Below are 16,749 nucleotides of genomic sequence, written 5' to 3'. Positions count from 1 at the left end.
ACAGTCTGTTGCGCATCGAATATTATTTACCGAGGCGCCTCCTTGGCGCGTCGCTACCGTGAGATAGCCGTCCTCCATGTTTGGTTCCAACGACGACAAGAAGAGCCCAGCTGCGGCTGGCGAGAAAAAAGGCCTGTTCGGATGGCTGCGCAAAAAGCCGCAGGAAACCGTCGTCGAACAGCCGCAAGTCCAACCCGAGCCGGTGCCTGAGCCTGTTCTGCAAGCGGAACCGGCGATTGAGCCCGTGGCCGAGCCTGTCGTCGAGACGCCAGCGCCGGTGGTGCTGCCTATCGCCGAGCCGGTCTTGCAGCCGGAGGTGGAGGCTGCGCCAGAGCCAGAGCCAGAGCATAAGCCGTGGCCGCCATTGCCGGTGGCTGAAGAACCTGTTGCGTTGGTCGAGGATGTGCAGGCCGAACATGTGACGCCGCCGATCCCTGTGGTGGTGGAGCCGGTCCAGGTCGCCGTCGAGTCCCAGCCCGTTGTCGTTGAGCCGGCGCCGTTGGTGGTCGAGCCAGTGGTTGCCGAGCCCGTTGCGGTGGTCGCCGAACCCGTCGCTGTACCTGCTGAAACCAGTAAGACCGGCTTCTTCGCCCGCCTCAAGCAAGGCCTGAGCAAGACCAGCGCGAGCATCGGCGAAGGCATGGCCAGCCTGTTCCTGGGCAAGAAGATCATTGATGACGAGTTGCTCGAAGATATCGAGACCCGCCTGCTGACCGCTGACGTGGGCGTCGAAGCCACTGCCGTGATCATCCAGAGCCTGACCCAGAAGGTGGCGCGCAAGCAGCTCACCGACGCCGACGCGCTTTACAAGTCATTGCAGGCCGAACTGGCTGCCATGCTCAAGCCGGTGGAAGCGCCGCTGGTGATTACCGAGAAAAAACCCTTTGTGATCCTGGTGGTCGGCGTCAACGGCGCCGGCAAGACCACCACCATCGGCAAGCTGGCGAAGAAGCTGCAACTGGAAGGCAAGAAAGTCATGCTCGCCGCCGGTGACACCTTCCGCGCCGCCGCCGTAGAGCAATTGCAGGTGTGGGGCGAGCGCAACAAGATCCCGGTGATCGCCCAGCACACCGGTGCCGATTCCGCCTCGGTGATCTTCGACGCAGTGCAGGCCGCCAAGGCCCGCAACATCGACGTACTGATTGCCGATACCGCTGGTCGCCTGCATACCAAAGACAACTTGATGGAAGAGTTGAAGAAAGTCCGCCGGGTGATGGGCAAGCTCGACGCCGACGCGCCGCACGAGGTGCTGTTGGTGCTGGACGCCGGTACTGGGCAGAACGCCATCAGCCAGGCCAAGCAATTCAACCAGACAGTCCAACTGACTGGCCTGGCGTTGACTAAGCTCGATGGCACGGCCAAGGGTGGGGTGATTTTCGCCCTGGCTAAACAATTCGGGCTGCCGATTCGTTATATCGGTGTAGGCGAAGGTATTGATGACCTGCGCACGTTTGAGGCCGAACCCTTTGTCCAGGCACTGTTTGCCGAGCGGGAGCGTTCATGATTCGTTTTGAACAGGTGGGCAAGCGCTACGCCAACGGGCATGTCGGCTTGCATGAGCTGAGTTTCCGGGTGCGCCGTGGCGAGTTCTTGTTTGTCACCGGTCATTCCGGGGCCGGCAAAAGTACGTTGCTGCGCCTGCTGCTGGCCATGGAGCGCCCGACCACCGGCAAACTGCTGCTGGCAGGCCAGGACCTGGCCACCATCAGCAATGCGCAGATCCCGTTCCTGCGCCGGCAGATCGGCGTGGTGTTCCAGAACCACCAGTTGCTGTTCGATCGCACGGTGTTCAATAACATCGCCCTGCCATTGCAGATCCTCGGGCTGTCCAAGGCCGAGATCGTCAAGCGTGTGGATTCGGCCCTGGAGCGCGTGGCGCTGTCGGACAAGACCGACCTGTATCCCGGCGACCTGTCCACCGGCCAGCAACAGCGCGTCGGCATTGCCCGCGCCATCGTCCATCGCCCGGCCTTGCTGCTGGCGGACGAACCCACCGGTAACCTCGACCCGCGCCTGGCGGCGGAGATCATGGGGGTCTTTGAAGACATCAACCGCCTGGGCACCAGTGTGCTGATTGCCAGTCACGACCTGGCATTGATCGCGCGTATGCGCCATCGCATGTTGACCCTGCAGCGCGGGCGCCTGATCGGTGACGGGGAGGCTGGCGTATGAGTGCCACACGCAGCCCTAAAGTTTCCGAGCGCGTGGCGCCGAAAGCCGCCGACCCGCAACCGCAGAAAAAGAAACGCGACGATGATGACGGTCCTGACTTCAGCACCTTGCTGCACGCCTGGATCGAAAGCCATCGCGCCAGCCTGGTGGACAGCCTGCGCCGCCTGGGCAAGCAGCCGATTGGCAGCTTCTTCACCTGCCTGGTGATGGCCGTGGCGTTGAGCCTGCCGATGGGTTTGTCGTTGCTGCTGAATAATGTCGAGCGCCTGGGCGGTTCCTGGCAGCGCGCGGCGCAGATTTCCCTGTACCTGCAACTGGATGCCAGCGCCACTGAAGGCGAGGCCTTGCGCGAGCAGATCAAGAACCTGCCGGGTGTGGCGGATGCCGAGTACATCAGCCGCGACCAGGCGCTGGAAGAGTTCCAGCAACAGTCCGGCTTGGGTGAGGCGCTCAAGGAGCTGCCGCAGAACCCGCTGCCGGGGGTTGTGCTGGTCACGCCCAATGAAATCGACAAGACGGCCCTTGAAGCATTAAGACAAAAATTGGCTGAACTGCCCAAGGTGCAACAGGCGCAGCTTGATTTAGTGTGGGTCGAGCGTCTGGCGGCGATTCTCAAGCTGGGCGACCGGTTTGTCTTCGGCCTGACGGTGTTGCTGGTTTCTGCATTACTTTTGGTGATAGGCAATACCATTCGTCTTCATATTGAAAACCGCCGCACCGAGATAGAAGTGATTAAACTGGTCGGCGGCACAGACAGCTATGTGCGTCGTCCTTTTCTATATATGGGCGCGCTTTATGGCTTCGGTGCGGGGATTCTGTCCTGGGGCGTCCTGGCGTTTGGCCTGGATTGGCTGAACGACGCGGTAGTCGGCCTGGCCGGATTGTATGGCAGTGACTTTGCCCTGGCTGGCGTACCTGCGGCCGATGGTCTATCACTCTTGCTTGGCGCGGTGTTGTTGGGGTATATCGGTGCTTGGATTGCGGTCGCACGGCATCTACGTGAGCTGGCGCCGAAGTAGTTAATGTCAGATTAATGTGGTTTCGTTTGTATTGACCGTATCAGTGGTTTAGGGAACTTGTCCTACGGTTCCCGGTCAATTTTCGCAGTGCTGAACTGCACGAGTTATGTGAGTCGGAGGTTTTTTCGTATGACCACTTCTTTGCAACCTGCTTATGCTCTGGTCCCGGGTGCGAACCTGGAGGCTTATGTGCACACGGTCAACAGCATTCCATTGCTGACGCCTGAGCAGGAGCGTGAACTGGCCGAGAGTCTCTACTATGAGCAGGATTTGGGGGCGGCTCGGCAGATGGTGCTCGCCCACCTGCGTTTTGTCGTACATATCGCCCGTAGCTATAGCGGCTACGGCCTGGCCCAGGCTGACCTGATCCAGGAAGGCAACGTCGGCCTGATGAAGGCTGTAAAACGCTTCAACCCGGAAATGGGTGTGCGCCTGGTGTCGTTCGCTGTGCACTGGATCAAGGCGGAAATCCACGAGTTCATCCTGCGCAACTGGCGCATCGTGAAAGTGGCGACCACCAAGGCCCAGCGCAAGCTGTTCTTCAACCTGCGCAGCCAGAAGAAACGCCTGGCGTGGCTGAACAACGAGGAAGTCCACCGTGTGGCGGAAAGCCTCGGTGTGGAGCCTCGGGAAGTGCGCGAGATGGAAAGTCGCCTGACCGGCCATGATATGGCCTTCGACCCGGCCGCCGAAGCGGACGACGACAGCGCTTTCCAATCGCCGGCCAACTACCTGGAAGACCACCGGTACGACCCGGCGCGTCAACTGGAAGATGCCGATTGGAGCGACAACTCCAACCACAATCTGCACGAAGCGCTGGAAGTGCTGGACGACCGCAGCCGTGACATCCTCTACCAGCGCTGGCTGGCAGAAGAAAAAGCCACGCTGCACGACTTGGCGCAGAAGTACAACGTGTCGGCCGAGCGTATTCGTCAGCTTGAGAAGAGCGCGATGAATAAGCTGAAATTGTCGATCGCCGCCTAGCACGCTGCGAACGACCAAAAAAATGCCCCGATCGAAAGATCGGGGCATTTTTGTTCGTGCCCGAGAAACCTCAAGCCTTACGCGGTCCAGGGTGTAGGCGCTGGCTGGCCTGCGATCGCGGTGGGTCAGCCAGCCCTATTGGGTGGTGTCAGTTGGCCCTCGGCGCCTGCCGCGTACTGTTCAGCTCATTCAAATAGCCGGTACCACCCAACTGCCCCATCTGCTGACGAATCCAAGCCGCCCGCCGCGCCACATACGCCGTCGGATGGCTGGCACTCCACACCCGTGGATTAGGCAGTACAGCGGCCAGATAGCTGGCCTGCTGCCGCGAAAGTCCCTTGGCACCCACGCCAAAATGATGCCGCGCCGCCGCCTCTGCGCCAAATACCCCTTCATCCCACTCCACGCTGTTGAGGTACACCTCAAGGATCCGCTGCTTGGGCCACAGGATCTCGATCAACCCGGTAAACCAGGCTTCCAGGCCCTTGCGCAAATAACTGCGGCCGGCCCACAGGAACAGGTTCTTCGATACCTGCTGGCTCAGTGTACTGGCGCCGCGAATCGAACCACCGCGCTCGTTATGCAGCAAAGCGGCCTGGATCGCACCAAAGTCAAAGCCCCAATGCTGCGGGAAGCGCTGGTCCTCGCCGGCCATCACCGCGACTTTCAGGTCATCGGAGATCTCATCCCACGGCACCCAGGTCCGTTGCAGGTCAATGGGCTCGCTGTCGATCCAGGATTCGATCTTGCGCTCGACCATCAGTGCGGTGAACGGCGGCGGGACGACACGAAACAGCAGCACCAGCAAAACACTGCCGATGACAAACCATTTCACGACTTTGAGAAAACGACTGAAGAGGACACGCAGCATAGAGATGGCTTGGCCGAACCCGTTGAGCGGGCCATTATACAGACCCTGCCCAATGAGTCTGACTGGAGTTCCTCATGTTGCGTGGCTTTCTGATGCTGGCTGCCTTTTTCGGTTTTACCGGTGTTGCCCTCGGCGCATTTGCCGCCCATGGCCTGAAAAAGAGCCTGAGTGCTGAGTACCTGGCGATTTTCCACACCGGTGTGACCTACCAGTTGGTGCACGCCCTGGCGTTGTTTGGCGTGGCCTTATTGGCCGCGCATATGCCTGGGCGGCTGGTGCTGTGGGCCGGTGTGTCGTTCAGCATCGGTATCCTGTTGTTCTCCGGCAGCCTGTACCTGTTGACCACCATCGGCATCGGCAAACTGGGGATCATCACGCCGTTTGGCGGCCTGGCGTTCCTGATTGGCTGGCTGTGCCTGGGGCTCGCCGCCTGGCGCCTGCAACTGACCGCCTGACGCTTGTAGCTGACCTTCAGGTCACGATCAGGCTAGAATGCTGGCCCCTAAAAACGATGGCGGCCCGTGGCATGCGCATTCAATTGAACGGCGAATCCTATGAACTGCCCGACGGTGAAACCGTCGCGGCCCTGCTGACCCGTCTGGAACTGACCGGACGTCGCGTCGCAGTGGAGCTCAACCAGGATATCGTCCCGCGTAGCCAGCACACCGAAACCGCCCTCACCGAAGGCGACCAGGTCGAAGTGGTCCACGCCATCGGCGGCGGCTAGGCCCGGGGCAACTACCCGAATTCTGCAGAACCTCACCCCAACTCGAGGATTTCCCATGAGCATCGTTCGTAGCGACAAGCCCTTCGTCCTGGCCGGTCGTACTTACCAGTCGCGTTTGCTGGTAGGCACCGGCAAGTACCGCGACATGGAAGAAACCCGCCTGGCTATCGAAGCCTCGGGCGCCGAAATCGTGACAGTGGCCGTGCGCCGCACCAATATCGGCCAGAACCCGGGCGAACCGAACCTGCTGGATATCCTGCCGCCGGATCGCTACACCATCCTGCCGAACACTGCCGGTTGCTACGACGCCATCGAAGCCGTGCGCACCTGCCGCCTGGCCCGTGAGCTGCTCGACGGCCACAACCTGGTGAAGCTGGAAGTGCTGGCGGACCAGAAAACCCTGTTCCCCAACGTGATCGAAACCCTCAAGGCCGCCGAAACCCTGGTCAAGGAAGGTTTCGACGTGATGGTCTACACCAGCGATGACCCGATCATCGCCCGCCAACTGGCCGAGATCGGCTGCATCGCGGTGATGCCACTGGCCGGCCTGATCGGCACTGGCCTGGGGATCTGCAACCCGTACAACCTGCAGATCATCCTCGAAGAAGCCAAGATCCCGGTGCTGGTGGATGCCGGCGTCGGTACCGCGTCCGATGCCACCATTGCCATGGAGCTGGGCTGCGAAGCGGTGCTGATGAACTCGGCCATCGCCAACGCACAACAGCCGATCATGATGGCCGAAGCCATGAAACACGCGATTGTCGCCGGCCGCCTGGCGTATCTCGCCGGGCGTATGCCGAAAAAACTTTACGCCAGCGCCTCCTCGCCGCTGGATGGTCTGATCAAGTAAGAGCCATTGATGACTGAATCAAACGAAACGCCGAACCCCGTGGAAGAAGGCGACGAGTCCAAGCACCGCCGCATCAAGAGTTTTGTGATGCGTGCCGGGCGCATGACCGAAGGCCAGCAAAAGGGCCTCGACCAAGGCGCGCCGCTGTTCGTCCTGCCCCTGGCTGACGCGCCGGTGGACTTTGACCAGGTGTTTGGCCGTTCTGCCCCGCGCTCCCTGGAGATCGGCTTCGGCATGGGCCATTCCCTGCTGGAAATGGCTGCAGCGTCGCCCGAGCAAGACTTTATCGGTGTGGAAGTGCACCGTCCGGGCGTGGGCGCACTGCTCAACGGCGTGCTGACCCAGGGCCTGAAAAACCTGCGGGTCTATGACTGCGACGCGATCGAAGTGCTCAACCGATGCATCGCCGACAACAGCCTCGACCGCCTGATGCTGTTTTTCCCGGATCCATGGCACAAGAGCCGTCACCACAAGCGCCGTATCGTCCAGGCGTCCTTCGCGGAGCTGGTGCGCAGCAAACTCAAGGTCGGCGGCATCCTGCACATGGCCACCGATTGGGAACCGTATGCGGAGTACATGCTGGAAGTGATGAACGTCGCCCCTGGCTACCGCAACCTGGCCGAAGATGGTCAGTGCGTACCACGCCCGGCCGAGCGTCCGATCACCAAGTTCGAACGCCGTGGCGAGCGATTGGGGCATGGGGTTTGGGATTTGAAGTTCGAAAAGCTGGCGTAATCAGCTAGCAAGCTGAAATGCGATTAACTGCGGGAGCTGGCTTGCCGGCGATAGCATCACTTCGGTGTCACTGATACACCGAGGTGCTTGCATCGCAGGCAAGCCAGCTCCCACAGTTGTTTTGTGGTGGGCTTTGAGTCAGCGGCGGTCGGCAACCACGCCAATCAACACCAGCACCACCAACAGCACCGGTGCCAGGCTGTAGTTATTGAACTGGCTCAACCCCCGCACAATCCAGGGTGTGGCGTAGATCAGCGCAGCACCGCTGCCGATCATGCACAGCAGGGCCATCAACGGTACGCGCAAGGCGCCGGCGATGTTGCCCAGGCGTGCTTCGACCCAACCCTTGATATCGGCGCCGAATAGCACCAACAGGCAGCCTACCAGCGCCAGGGAGATTTCCGACAGGTTGCTACGGCTCCAGCGGGATACGGTGGCGAGCAGGTCGAGTACCAGATCCATTCGATTTCCTTAGAGCGATCAGCTCAAAAACTTCTGCAGCAGGTCATTGAGAAAGAGTTGCCCACGGTCCGTGGCCGCCAGGCGTGACGGTTCGACCTGCAATAAGCCACTTTGTTCGGCATCCCTGCGGGCTTGTTCCAGGCTGGCCAAGTCCAGGCCGGTGCGCTCGGCATACAGCCTGGCTTCGACGCCCTCGGTCAGGCGCAGGGCGTTCATCAGGAACTCAAAGGGCAATTCTTCATTGGTCAGCTCTTTCGACCCGGCCTGGAAGGTTTTTGCCGGGTTGAGGTAGTCCTTCGGTGCGCGGGTCTTCCAGGTGCGCACGATGCGCCCGTCTGGATGGCTGAGCTTGCCGTGGGCGCCGGCGCCGATGCCGATAAAGTCGCCAAAACTCCAGTAATTGAGGTTATGCCGCGCGGGCCGGCCCGGCTGGGCGTAGGCCGAGACTTCATATTGCGCGTAGCCGTGTTCGGCGAGCAGGGCCTGGCCGGCTTCCTGGATATCCCACAGGGTGTCGTCTTCCGGCAGCGTCGGCGGCTGGTTCCAGAACACAGTGTTGGGTTCCAGGGTCAGTTGGTACCACGACAGGTGGGTCGGCTTGAGCGCAATCGCCTGGCGCAGGTCGCCCAGGGCGTCGTCCAGGGATTGGTCGGGCAAACCGTGCATCAGGTCCAGGTTGAAGTTATCAAAGCCGGCCTGGCGTGCCATGCCGGCGGCGCGTACGGCTTCGTCGCCATTGTGGATGCGGCCCAGGGCCTTGAGCTTGTCCTGCTGGAAGCTCTGGATGCCAATCGACAGGCGATTGATCCCCAGCTTGCGGTAGGCGACGAACTTCTCTTGCTCGAAGGTGCCGGGGTTGGCTTCCAGGGTGATCTCGATGTCGCGGGCAAACCGGATACGTTGCTCCACGCCCTCCAGCAACCGCCCCAGCGCCGCAGCACTGAACAGGCTTGGCGTGCCGCCGCCAAAGAAGATCGAACTCAGCTCGCGACCATACACCGCGTGCAGGTCCTGATCCAGGTCCGCCAGCAACGCGTCGACATACTCTTCTTCCGGCAGCACCTTGCTGGCGGTGTGGGAGTTGAAGTCGCAATAGGGGCATTTACGCACGCACCACGGGATGTGGATGTACAGCGCCAGGGGCGGCAGCACTGGCAGGGCCGCCCGAGGTGTTTGCGCGCCACCGAGGATCAGGGGCTGCGCGGAGGTGTTCTGGGTCATTTCAAGCCCAGACGCTGGCGCAGCAAATCCATTGCGCGGGCGCGGTGGCTGATCTGGTTCTTGTCGGCGGGGCTCAGTTCGGCGCTGGACACATTGCGCTCCGGCACCCAGAACAGCGGGTCATAGCCAAACCCGTGCTCGCCGCTGGCCGCGTGCAGGATGCGCCCGTGCCACAAACCTTCGCAGAGAATCGGCAGCGGGTCGTCGGCATGCCGCACCAGGGCCAGCACACAGACAAACTGCGCGCCGCGCATCGCGTCCGGCACGTCCTTGAGGGCGTCCAGCAGCTTGGCGTTGTTCGCCGCGTCGCCTTTGCCGTCGGCATAGCGCGCCGAGTAGATGCCGGGGGCGCCGCCGAGGAAGTCCACGGCCAGGCCGGAGTCGTCGGCCAGTGCCGGCAGCCCGGAAATGCGCGCGGCATTGCGGGCCTTGAGGATGGCGTTCTCGACGAACGACAGGCCGGTTTCCTCCGGCTCCACCTGGCTGAACTCGCCAATCGAGCGCAGTTGCACCGATTCGCCGAGCATGGCCTGGAGTTCCTTGAGTTTGCCGGCGTTATGGCTGGCCAGTACGAGTTGTGTCAGGTTCATTATTCGGCCGGGAACAGTTCTTGGGTGAAACTGAAGCCGTGGGCTTTGCCACCGGTTTCAACATTGATGGTAAAGGTGCGGAACTCCTGCTGCGGCACCGAGTAGGGGGCGAGGTAGTAGATCGCGCCTTTTTCGGTGATTTGCTTGAAGGTCAGCATTTCACTCTTGCCGGTCAAGTCCTTGATCGTGCCGGTCACTTGGGCCGCCACGGGCTCCACGCCCTTGATCACCGAGACATTGATCATGCCCTTGTTCTTGCTGCGCACCACGCCCACGGCCTGGGCCGTCTCGGGTTGCAGGAAGCTGGAGGTGAAGGTGCTGTAGTGCACGGTGATATCACCAAACGCCTTCTGCCGATTGCTGTCGATAGGGCCGGCGGCCATGGCGCTGGCGCCAAGGCAGGCGGTGAGTAGAAAAATAGCCAGGCGACTCATGATCGTCCTCCTCGAAAATGGTTAGACGGCAATCTGATGATCGGTCAGGCCAGGACTGCTGACCCGATAAATCCCGATTTCACCTAAAAGATTAGGCCATAGCTTACTTGCCCAGCCGTGGCGATGCTGTTGATCGACGGCAAGGCGGTTGATCACCTTGGCTTCGCGCCCGCTGCACAGTGCTTCGAAGTCCTCGAAGGTGCAGAAGTGAATATTGGGCGTGTTGTACCAGGTGTACGGCAGGAAGTCCGATACCGGCATCCGGCCCTTGGTGGCCAGGTACCAGCGGCAGCGCCAGTGGCCGAAGTTGGGGAAGGTGATGATGCACTGGCGGCCGACGCGCAACATCTCGTCAAGGATCCGGTCCGGGTAATGCACAGCCTGCAGGGCCTGGGTCATCACCACGATATCGAAGCTGTTGCTGGCAAAGTTGCCCAGGCCCTTGTCCAGGTCCTGCTCGATTACGTTGATGCCCTTGGCCACGCACTGGGCGATGTTGTCCGGGTCGTTTTCCAGGCCATAGCCGGTGACTTGCTTGTTGTCGCGCAGCCAGCTCAGCAGTTCGCCATCGCCGCAACCCAGGTCGAGCACGCGGCTGCCGGCGGGGATCCAGTCTTGGATAATTTCCAGGTCGGCTCTCATGGCGTTCTCACAAAGTTATGCGGTTCATGTAATTGCTGAAGGCCTGCAGATAGCGCGGGATCGGGATCAGGAAGGCATCGTGGCCCTGCGGTGCGTCGATCTCCAGGTAGCAGACGTCTTTGCGCGCAGCCATCAGCGCATCCACCAGCTCCCGCGAACGGGCCGGCGAGAAGCGCCAGTCGGTGGTGAACGACATCACGCAGAACTTGGCCGTGGCGCCTTCGAAGGTCTTCGCCAGGTCGTCATCAAAGTTTGCCGCCGGGTCGAAGTAGTCCAGGGCCTTGGTCATCAGCAGGTAGGTATTGGCGTCGAAACGCCCGGAAAACTCCTCGCCCTGGTAACGCAGGTAGCTTTCGACCTGGAATTCGACGCTGTGGAAGTCGTAGTTGAGCTTCTCGCTCTTGAGCCCACGGCCGAATTTTTCGCCCATGGAGTCATCCGACAGGTAGGTGATATGTCCGACCATCCGCGCCAGCATCAAGCCGCGCTTGGGGATCACCCCGGCTTCCTGGAATGAACCGCCGTGGAACTCGGGGTCGGTGAGGATCGCCTGGCGCGCCACTTCGTTGAAGGCGATGTTCTGTGCCGACAACTTGGGGGCCGAGGCGATGGCCAGGCAATGGCGCACGCGGTCGGGGTAGGTGATGGTCCATTGCAGGGCCTGCATGCCGCCCAGGCTGCCGCCGATCACCGCTGCCCATTGTTGGATGCCCAGCAGGTCGGCCAGGCGTGCCTGGCTGTGCACCCAGTCTTCCACGGTCAGTACCGGGAAGTCGGCGCCAAACGGCTTGCCGGTTTCCGGGTTGAGGCTGCTGGGGCCGGTGGAGCCGTTGCAGCCGCCGAGGTTGTTCAGGCTGACCACAAAGAACTTGTTGGTGTCGATGGGTTTGCCAGGGCCGATGCAGCTGTCCCACCAGCCGGGCTTGCGCTCGTCGGCGCTGTGGTAGCCGGCGGCGTGATGATGGCCCGACAGGGCGTGACAGATCAGCACGGCGTTGCTGGCCGTGGCGTTCAACGCACCGTAGGTTTCATAGATCAGGTCATAGGCCGGCAGCGACCGCCCGCAGGCCAGGGCCAGGGGTTCGCTGAAGTGCGCCACTTGGGGCACGACCAGTCCAACAGAATCGGGGGGAAAGGCAGTTGGCATCGACCCTGCTCTCGTTTAAATGAGGCGTAAGTCTAAAGAGCGGGGGGCCTAGCGGCAAGCGAAGGCCTGCATGGATTCACTTCAAGACACAGTTACAAAAATGTGGGGGCTTGCCTGCCCCCACATGTTGTCCTGCGCAGCCCGCAAACAGTCGTCAGATCAGCAAGCGCAGGATGTCCGGCATCATGGTCATTGCCGCCAGGTTGTTGATCACCAGCATGTCCAGGAGCTTGAGCACCATGAACGCGAGGATCGGCGAGATATCCAGGCCGCCGAGGTTCGGCAGGATCTTGCGGAATGGCGCCAGGGCCGGTTCGCAGATCTGGTTGACCAGTTCGGCGCCAGGGTTATGGCTGCCCGGTGCGACCCAGGACAGGATCACGCTGATGATCAGTGCAAAGAAGAAAATCTTCAGGAACAGCGCGGTCACGCCGATCAGGGCCCAGACCAGCAGTTGCAGGAAGTTGCCCATGGTGCCGTAGGTCAGCAGCAGCGTCAGGGCCATCAGCGCCAGTTGCACCAGGATCGCCAGCACCAGCGACGACATGTCCAGGCCGAAAAGGCTCGGGATTACCCGGCGCAGCGGCTTGAGCAGCGGCTGGGTGGCCTTCACGGCGAATTGGCAGAGCGGGTTGTAGAAGTTGGCGCGTACCAGTTGCAGGACAAAGCGCAACAGCACGATCAGCAGGTAAAGGCTGCCGAGGGTTTGCAGTACATAGACGGCAGCGGTGTTCAAACCAATCATATTGGCTCCTTATTGACCCAGTTGTTCGGCAAGTTCAGCCGAGCGGTGCGCGGCGGCACCCAGTGCTTTTTCGACCAGGGCTTCAAAGCCCCCGGCCTGGAATGATTCGATGGCCGCCTGTGTGGTGCCATTGGGCGAGGTCACGCGACGACGCAATTCGGCCGCATCCACATCGCTGGAGACCACCATATGTGCGGCGCCGAGGGCGGTTTGCTGGGTCAGTTGCTCAGCGATTTCCCGTGGCAGGCCCAGCTTCACGCCGGCGGCGGTCATGGCTTCGACCAGCAGGAAGAAATATGCCGGGCCACTGCCGGACACAGCGGTGACGGCGTCCAGTTGCTGCTCTTCTTCCAGCCACAGGGCCACACCCACGGCCGACAACAGCTCCTGGGCCTGCTCACGCTGGGCGGCGCTCACTTGGGCGGTGGCGTACAGGCCGCTGACACCCTGGCGCAGCAGCGATGGGGTGTTGGGCATGCAGCGCACGATGGGCTGGGCGCCGAGCCAGTTGTTCATGCTGGCGCAGTTGATACCGGCGGCAATCGACACCACCAGTTGCTGCGGCGCCAGGTTTGGGCGCAAGGCTTCGCACACGGCTTTCATGGCCTGTGGCTTGACCGCCAGTACGATCACGTCGACGCCCTGGATGGCTTCGGCGTTGTCGGCGAAGGTTTCGATACCGTGTTCTGCGCTCACCCGGGCACGGGTCTCGGCGCCCGGATCGCTGGCGCGAATCTGCGAGGCTTGCAGGCCCTTGGCCCGCAGGCCACCGATCAGGCTGGCCGCCATGTTACCGGCGCCGATAAAGGCTATACGCGTGCTGCTCATGACAGGTCCTTACTCAGATGGAAGTCAGCCATTTCATGGCTGGCCGTAGTCGCGGGCACCAAACAGCGCGGTACCGATCCGCACCCAGGTGGCCCCTTGGGCAATGGCCGACTCAAGGTCATGGCTCATGCCCATGGAAAGTGTGTCGAGCCCCAGGTCCAGGCTCGCTTGCAAGTCACGCACTGCGGCAAACGCCGCATCTTGCTGTGCACGGTCGTCAGTGGGCTCGGGGATCGCCATCAGGCCGCGCAGCTTCAAGCGGGGCAGGGCCTGGATCGCCTCGGCCAGCGCTGGCAGGTCGGCGGGTGTACAGCCGGACTTGCTGGCTTCGCCACTGACATTGACCTGAATGCAGATATTGAGCGGCGGCAGGTCGGCCGGGCGTTGTTCGGACAGGCGTTGGGCAATTTTCAGGCGGTCCACGGAATGCACCCAAGCGAAGTTCTCGGCGATAGCGCGTGTCTTGTTCGATTGAATGGGGCCGATGAAGTGCCAACTCAAGGGCAGGTCGGTTAAATCGGCCTGTTTGCCCAGGGCTTCCTGCAAGTAGTTCTCGCCGAAGTCGCGCATCCCGGCGGCGTAGGCTTCGCGCACGGCTTGCGCGGGTTTGGTCTTGCTCACGGCCAGCAAGTGCACGCTGGTTTCATCGCGTTGCACGGCCTGGGCCGCGGCACGGATCCGCTCGGTAACCAGGCCGATATTGTCTGCTATGGTCGACATTAAAGTTGCGCCCGCGGATATGGAGTCCGCGGCATTCTACTGGAAATGGATAGCCCTATGGACATCACTGAACTGCTGGCCGCAAGCGTCAGCCAGGGCGCCTCCGACCTGCATCTGTCGGCAGGCTTGGCGCCGAGGATGCGCGTCGATGGCGAGGTACTGCCACTGGATTGGCCGGTGCTGAGTGCTACGCAAGTAGCTGACTTGCTCAGCCCGATCCTCCATAAACACCAGCAAAAGGATTTCGAAACATCTCTTGAAACGGATTTTTCCTTCGATTTGCCTGGCGTCGCGCGCTTTCGCGCCAACGTGTTCTGCCAGCACCGGGGGCTGGGGGCGGTGTTCCGTGCGATCCCCTCTCGGGTCCAGAGCCTGGAAGCCCTGGGGCTGGGGGACATATTCCGGCGCATCGCCGAATTGCCCAGAGGGCTGGTGCTGGTGACTGGTGCCACGGGCTCGGGCAAGTCCACCACCCTGGCGGCGATGGTCGATTACCTCAACAGCACCCGTCAGCAGCACATCCTGACCCTTGAAGACCCTATCGAGTTTGTCCACGAACCGCGTAAAGCGCTGATCAGCCAACGCCAGGTGCACCGCGACACCCACAGTTTCTCGACGGCCCTGCGTTCGGCGTTGCGCGAAGACCCGGATGTGATCCTGGTTGGCGAGTTGCGCGACCTGGAAACCATCCGCCTGGCCCTGACGGCGGCGGAAACCGGGCACTTGGTGTTTGGCACCCTGCACACCAATTCGGCGGCGAAAACCGTGGATCGGCTGGTGGATGTGTTTCCGGCGGGGGAAAAGGCCATGGTCCGCTCGATGCTCTCGGAATCGCTGCAGGCGGTGGTGTCCCAGGTGTTGCTGAAGAAAGTCGGCGGCGGGCGCGTGGCGGCCCATGAAATCATGCTCGGCACACCGGCGATCCGCAACCTGATCCGCGAGGACAAGGTGGCGCAGTTGTATTCGGCGATTCAGACGGGCGGGGCGCTGGGGATGAAGACGTTGGATATGAGCTTGAAGGGGTTGGTCAGTCAGGGACTGGTCAGGCTTGAAGAGGCCCGGGAGCAGGCGCGGGTGCCCGCAGATATATAGGATGTGGGAGCTGGCTTGCCTGCGATGCAGGCAACTCGGTGTGTCAGTCACACTGAGGTGATGCTATCGCAGGCAAGCCAGCTCCCACACAAGCCAGCATTCACATTTGCATTTACTGTTAGCGCTGCACAATCCGCAGGTTGTTCTGCTCTTTGGGCAGCACGCGCTTGGCAATCACGTAGTTCTTGTTCCAGAACGGCTTTTTCAGGGTGTCGATGCTGACCGACTTGCCACGGCGCGGTGCGTGGATAAAGCGGTCGTTGCCCAGGTAGATGGCAACATGGTTGACCTGGCGGCTCTTGAGCTTGAAGAACAACAGGTCGCCGGGCTTCAGATCCTTGCGATCGACCTTCTGCCCGTGGCCGCTGGCCATGGCGTTGGAGGTGCGTGGCAAATCCACTGCAGCCACATCATTGAAGGCGTATTTCACCAGGCCGCTGCAATCAAAGCCTTTACTTGGGCTACTGCCGCCCCAACGATAAGGGGTACCGAGCACGTTGACGGCACGGCTCAAGACTTTGCTGCTTTGCTGGTTATTGCTCGCTACCAGGCCCGGAACTGCTTTAACGTTGGCCTTGCTCAGCTGAGTCGGGCGCTTGACGGTGAGCTTTGCCGATTTGGCGGAGGTGGTAGTGGCGTGAACTTTAGGGGTAAAACCATTAACGTTCGGAAGTCGTTGCTCACGATTGGTGGCGTGGGCGGCCAGTGGCATCAATAGGCAAATGGTTAGCCATGTCTTTAAAAATGGTCGCATAAGGCAGGCTCTTGTTGGTTTGCGCGCAACTTTATAACAGCTTTTAGTGTCTTTCTCAGGCCGTCTGTCGACTGAACCTTGACGTCAAAATCAGGAAAACCGCGACGAACTGTCGCAATTGTCCTACACAAGTCAGGCGGTATAAGGCTTTGAGGGAAGCGACGATAACATTTGCCGTACGTCGGGTGCCTGTAAAAAAGTCACAAAGAAACCAGAAATATTTATCTATCGAGGCTAAAGAGGTCATTCATGAACACCTATCGACAGGATGTTTCGCAACAAGACACCCATAGCAAGGTGATCGGTTACCTGCTCTGGATCTTCGGTTTTACCGGGGCACACCGCTTTTACTACGGCAAGCCGGTGACCGGGACGATCTGGTTCTTCACCTTTGGTTTGCTGGGTATTGGCTGGCTGATCGACCTGTTCCTGATCCCGGCGATGGACCGTGAAGCCGACCTGCGTTTTACCGCCGGGCCGATCGAGTACAACGTGGCCTGGATTCTTCTGACGTTTCTTGGGGTGTTTGGCTTGCACCGCATGTATCAGGGCAAATGGCTCACCGGCCTGTTGTATCTGGTAACGGGCGGCTTGTTCCTGGTCGGCGTGCTGTATGACTTCTGGACGCTGAATACGCAGGTTTCGATCCGCAATGCCGAGCGGCTGGGCGGGCGCTAAGCCTGGCTAGGCTCATGTGGGCACGGTCAAATGTGGGAGCAGGCTTGCCTGCGATGCGGGCACCTCGGTATGTCAGTG

Annotated in this window: 21 protein-coding genes; 10 read left to right on the top strand and 11 right to left on the bottom strand. The window is 61.0% G+C overall.

Annotated features, from left to right (window positions below):
* The first annotated feature begins 76 nt into the window (after window positions 1-76).
* From ftsY to rpoH, 4 genes are all read left to right on the top strand, one after another.
* Window positions 77-1,504, top strand: a complete 1,428-nt coding sequence (gene ftsY, locus HU773_RS26440; RefSeq protein ID WP_186624970.1) for a signal recognition particle-docking protein FtsY — start codon at window positions 77-79, stop codon at window positions 1,502-1,504.
* Entirely contained in the window at window positions 1,501-2,172 is a 672-nt protein-coding gene (gene ftsE, locus HU773_RS26435) for a cell division ATP-binding protein FtsE (RefSeq protein ID WP_003213784.1), read from the top strand. Before ftsY ends, ftsE begins: the two co-directional genes overlap by 4 nt.
* Window positions 2,169-3,191 (top strand): permease-like cell division protein FtsX, encoded by a 1,023-nt coding sequence (gene ftsX / locus HU773_RS26430; RefSeq protein WP_057440383.1) that lies wholly within the window; start codon window positions 2,169-2,171, stop codon window positions 3,189-3,191. Before ftsE ends, ftsX begins: the two co-directional genes overlap by 4 nt.
* 129 nt (window positions 3,192-3,320) lie before the next feature.
* Window positions 3,321-4,175: an RNA polymerase sigma factor RpoH gene (gene rpoH / locus HU773_RS26425; protein ID WP_003176698.1), complete on the top strand. Its 855-nt coding sequence runs from the start codon at window positions 3,321-3,323 to the stop codon at window positions 4,173-4,175.
* Window positions 4,176-4,323: 148 nt separating this feature from the next.
* On the opposite strand, the gene mtgA is transcribed toward rpoH, so the two are convergent.
* Window positions 4,324-5,046 carry a monofunctional biosynthetic peptidoglycan transglycosylase gene (mtgA, locus tag HU773_RS26420; protein WP_057960890.1) on the bottom strand — a complete coding sequence of 241 codons (723 nt, stop codon included), beginning with the start codon at window positions 5,044-5,046 and terminating at the stop codon, window positions 4,324-4,326.
* Window positions 5,047-5,120: 74 nt separating this feature from the next.
* On the opposite strand from mtgA, the gene HU773_RS26415 reads away from it, so the two are divergent.
* From HU773_RS26415 to trmB, 4 genes are all read left to right on the top strand, one after another.
* Window positions 5,121-5,501 (top strand): DUF423 domain-containing protein, encoded by a 381-nt coding sequence (locus tag HU773_RS26415; protein WP_057440381.1) that lies wholly within the window; start codon window positions 5,121-5,123, stop codon window positions 5,499-5,501.
* A gap of 71 nt (window positions 5,502-5,572) precedes the next feature.
* Window positions 5,573-5,773 (top strand): sulfur carrier protein ThiS, encoded by a 201-nt coding sequence (gene thiS, locus HU773_RS26410; RefSeq protein ID WP_162947777.1) that lies wholly within the window; start codon window positions 5,573-5,575, stop codon window positions 5,771-5,773.
* Between the two features lie 55 nt (window positions 5,774-5,828).
* On the top strand, window positions 5,829-6,623 hold the full coding sequence (locus tag HU773_RS26405) for a thiazole synthase (RefSeq protein WP_017845016.1): 795 nt from the start codon (window positions 5,829-5,831) through the stop codon (window positions 6,621-6,623).
* A 9-nt stretch (window positions 6,624-6,632) separates the two neighbouring features.
* Entirely contained in the window at window positions 6,633-7,358 is a 726-nt protein-coding gene (trmB, locus tag HU773_RS26400; RefSeq protein WP_057440379.1) for a tRNA (guanosine(46)-N7)-methyltransferase TrmB, read from the top strand.
* A 138-nt stretch (window positions 7,359-7,496) separates the two neighbouring features.
* Here trmB and HU773_RS26395 read toward each other — a convergent pair whose 3' ends face one another.
* The 9 genes from HU773_RS26395 to HU773_RS26355 all read right to left on the bottom strand — a co-directional run bounded on the left by HU773_RS26395 (window position 7,497) and on the right by HU773_RS26355 (window position 14,147).
* Window positions 7,497-7,820: a DUF3392 domain-containing protein gene (locus HU773_RS26395; RefSeq protein WP_029300493.1), complete on the bottom strand. Its 324-nt coding sequence runs from the start codon at window positions 7,818-7,820 to the stop codon at window positions 7,497-7,499.
* Window positions 7,821-7,838: 18 nt separating this feature from the next.
* Window positions 7,839-9,041, bottom strand: coding sequence for a radical SAM family heme chaperone HemW (gene hemW, locus HU773_RS26390; RefSeq protein WP_225923823.1), 1,203 nt, complete (start codon window positions 9,039-9,041; stop codon window positions 7,839-7,841).
* On the bottom strand, window positions 9,038-9,634 hold the full coding sequence (gene rdgB, locus HU773_RS26385; protein ID WP_027606096.1) for an RdgB/HAM1 family non-canonical purine NTP pyrophosphatase: 597 nt from the start codon (window positions 9,632-9,634) through the stop codon (window positions 9,038-9,040). Before rdgB ends, hemW begins: the two co-directional genes overlap by 4 nt.
* Entirely contained in the window at window positions 9,631-10,065 is a 435-nt protein-coding gene (locus tag HU773_RS26380) for a DUF4426 domain-containing protein (RefSeq protein WP_029300487.1), read from the bottom strand. Before HU773_RS26380 ends, rdgB begins: the two co-directional genes overlap by 4 nt.
* A gap of 21 nt (window positions 10,066-10,086) precedes the next feature.
* On the bottom strand, window positions 10,087-10,707 hold the full coding sequence (gene metW, locus HU773_RS26375; protein WP_029300485.1) for a methionine biosynthesis protein MetW: 621 nt from the start codon (window positions 10,705-10,707) through the stop codon (window positions 10,087-10,089).
* Window positions 10,708-10,714: 7 nt separating this feature from the next.
* Window positions 10,715-11,854: a homoserine O-succinyltransferase MetX gene (metX, locus tag HU773_RS26370; RefSeq protein WP_057440377.1), complete on the bottom strand. Its 1,140-nt coding sequence runs from the start codon at window positions 11,852-11,854 to the stop codon at window positions 10,715-10,717.
* Window positions 11,855-12,008: 154 nt separating this feature from the next.
* A complete protein-coding gene (locus tag HU773_RS26365; protein ID WP_057440376.1) occupies window positions 12,009-12,599 on the bottom strand; it encodes a YggT family protein in 591 nt (196 codons plus the stop codon).
* Between the two features lie 9 nt (window positions 12,600-12,608).
* Complete coding sequence (gene proC / locus HU773_RS26360; protein WP_057960886.1) at window positions 12,609-13,427, bottom strand: pyrroline-5-carboxylate reductase; 819 nt, start codon at window positions 13,425-13,427, stop codon at window positions 12,609-12,611.
* Between the two features lie 33 nt (window positions 13,428-13,460).
* Window positions 13,461-14,147 carry a YggS family pyridoxal phosphate-dependent enzyme gene (locus HU773_RS26355; RefSeq protein ID WP_057960885.1) on the bottom strand — a complete coding sequence of 229 codons (687 nt, stop codon included), beginning with the start codon at window positions 14,145-14,147 and terminating at the stop codon, window positions 13,461-13,463.
* Window positions 14,148-14,204: 57 nt separating this feature from the next.
* Here HU773_RS26355 and HU773_RS26350 point away from each other — a divergent pair, with 57 nt between their 5' ends.
* Window positions 14,205-15,239, top strand: coding sequence for a type IV pilus twitching motility protein PilT (locus HU773_RS26350; RefSeq protein WP_170059529.1), 1,035 nt, complete (start codon window positions 14,205-14,207; stop codon window positions 15,237-15,239).
* Window positions 15,240-15,357: 118 nt separating this feature from the next.
* Here HU773_RS26350 and HU773_RS26345 read toward each other — a convergent pair whose 3' ends face one another.
* Window positions 15,358-15,993, bottom strand: coding sequence for a C40 family peptidase (locus HU773_RS26345; RefSeq protein WP_057440373.1), 636 nt, complete (start codon window positions 15,991-15,993; stop codon window positions 15,358-15,360).
* Window positions 15,994-16,242: 249 nt separating this feature from the next.
* Between HU773_RS26345 and HU773_RS26340 the strand changes: the two genes are divergently transcribed.
* The gene (locus tag HU773_RS26340) at window positions 16,243-16,671 is read left to right on the top strand and encodes an NINE protein (RefSeq protein ID WP_057440372.1); all 429 of its coding nucleotides are present in this window, start codon (window positions 16,243-16,245) and stop codon (window positions 16,669-16,671) included.
* Window positions 16,672-16,749 lie beyond the last annotated feature (78 nt).

The sequence above is a fragment of the Pseudomonas shahriarae genome, from assembly GCF_014268455.2.
GTDB classification, from domain to species: Bacteria; Pseudomonadota; Gammaproteobacteria; order Pseudomonadales; family Pseudomonadaceae; genus Aquipseudomonas; species Aquipseudomonas shahriarae.
Note: the sequence above shows the minus strand (reverse complement) of the source record. Positions and strands in the feature narration are given on the sequence as shown.

What these genes read in the sequence shown, in the direction of transcription:
- ftsY (WP_186624970.1), top strand. Translation starts at nt 77, where the DNA reads ATGTTTGGTTCCAACGACGACAAGAAGAGCCCAGCTGCGGCTGGCGAG.
- ftsE (WP_003213784.1), top strand. Translation starts at nt 1,501, where the DNA reads ATGATTCGTTTTGAACAGGTGGGCAAGCGCTACGCCAACGGGCATGTC.
- ftsX (WP_057440383.1), top strand. Translation starts at nt 2,169, where the DNA reads ATGAGTGCCACACGCAGCCCTAAAGTTTCCGAGCGCGTGGCGCCGAAA.
- rpoH (WP_003176698.1), top strand. Translation starts at nt 3,321, where the DNA reads ATGACCACTTCTTTGCAACCTGCTTATGCTCTGGTCCCGGGTGCGAAC.
- mtgA (WP_057960890.1), bottom strand. Translation starts at nt 5,046, where the DNA reads ATGCTGCGTGTCCTCTTCAGTCGTTTTCTCAAAGTCGTGAAATGGTTT.
- HU773_RS26415 (WP_057440381.1), top strand. Translation starts at nt 5,121, where the DNA reads ATGTTGCGTGGCTTTCTGATGCTGGCTGCCTTTTTCGGTTTTACCGGT.
- thiS (WP_162947777.1), top strand. Translation starts at nt 5,573, where the DNA reads ATGCGCATTCAATTGAACGGCGAATCCTATGAACTGCCCGACGGTGAA.
- HU773_RS26405 (WP_017845016.1), top strand. Translation starts at nt 5,829, where the DNA reads ATGAGCATCGTTCGTAGCGACAAGCCCTTCGTCCTGGCCGGTCGTACT.
- trmB (WP_057440379.1), top strand. Translation starts at nt 6,633, where the DNA reads ATGACTGAATCAAACGAAACGCCGAACCCCGTGGAAGAAGGCGACGAG.
- HU773_RS26395 (WP_029300493.1), bottom strand. Translation starts at nt 7,820, where the DNA reads ATGGATCTGGTACTCGACCTGCTCGCCACCGTATCCCGCTGGAGCCGT.
- hemW (WP_225923823.1), bottom strand. Translation starts at nt 9,041, where the DNA reads ATGACCCAGAACACCTCCGCGCAGCCCCTGATCCTCGGTGGCGCGCAA.
- HU773_RS26380 (WP_029300487.1), bottom strand. Translation starts at nt 10,065, where the DNA reads ATGAGTCGCCTGGCTATTTTTCTACTCACCGCCTGCCTTGGCGCCAGC.
- metW (WP_029300485.1), bottom strand. Translation starts at nt 10,707, where the DNA reads ATGAGAGCCGACCTGGAAATTATCCAAGACTGGATCCCCGCCGGCAGC.
- metX (WP_057440377.1), bottom strand. Translation starts at nt 11,854, where the DNA reads ATGCCAACTGCCTTTCCCCCCGATTCTGTTGGACTGGTCGTGCCCCAA.
- HU773_RS26365 (WP_057440376.1), bottom strand. Translation starts at nt 12,599, where the DNA reads ATGATTGGTTTGAACACCGCTGCCGTCTATGTACTGCAAACCCTCGGC.
- proC (WP_057960886.1), bottom strand. Translation starts at nt 13,427, where the DNA reads ATGAGCAGCACGCGTATAGCCTTTATCGGCGCCGGTAACATGGCGGCC.
- HU773_RS26355 (WP_057960885.1), bottom strand. Translation starts at nt 14,147, where the DNA reads ATGTCGACCATAGCAGACAATATCGGCCTGGTTACCGAGCGGATCCGT.
- HU773_RS26350 (WP_170059529.1), top strand. Translation starts at nt 14,205, where the DNA reads ATGGACATCACTGAACTGCTGGCCGCAAGCGTCAGCCAGGGCGCCTCC.
- HU773_RS26345 (WP_057440373.1), bottom strand. Translation starts at nt 15,993, where the DNA reads ATGCGACCATTTTTAAAGACATGGCTAACCATTTGCCTATTGATGCCA.
- HU773_RS26340 (WP_057440372.1), top strand. Translation starts at nt 16,243, where the DNA reads ATGAACACCTATCGACAGGATGTTTCGCAACAAGACACCCATAGCAAG.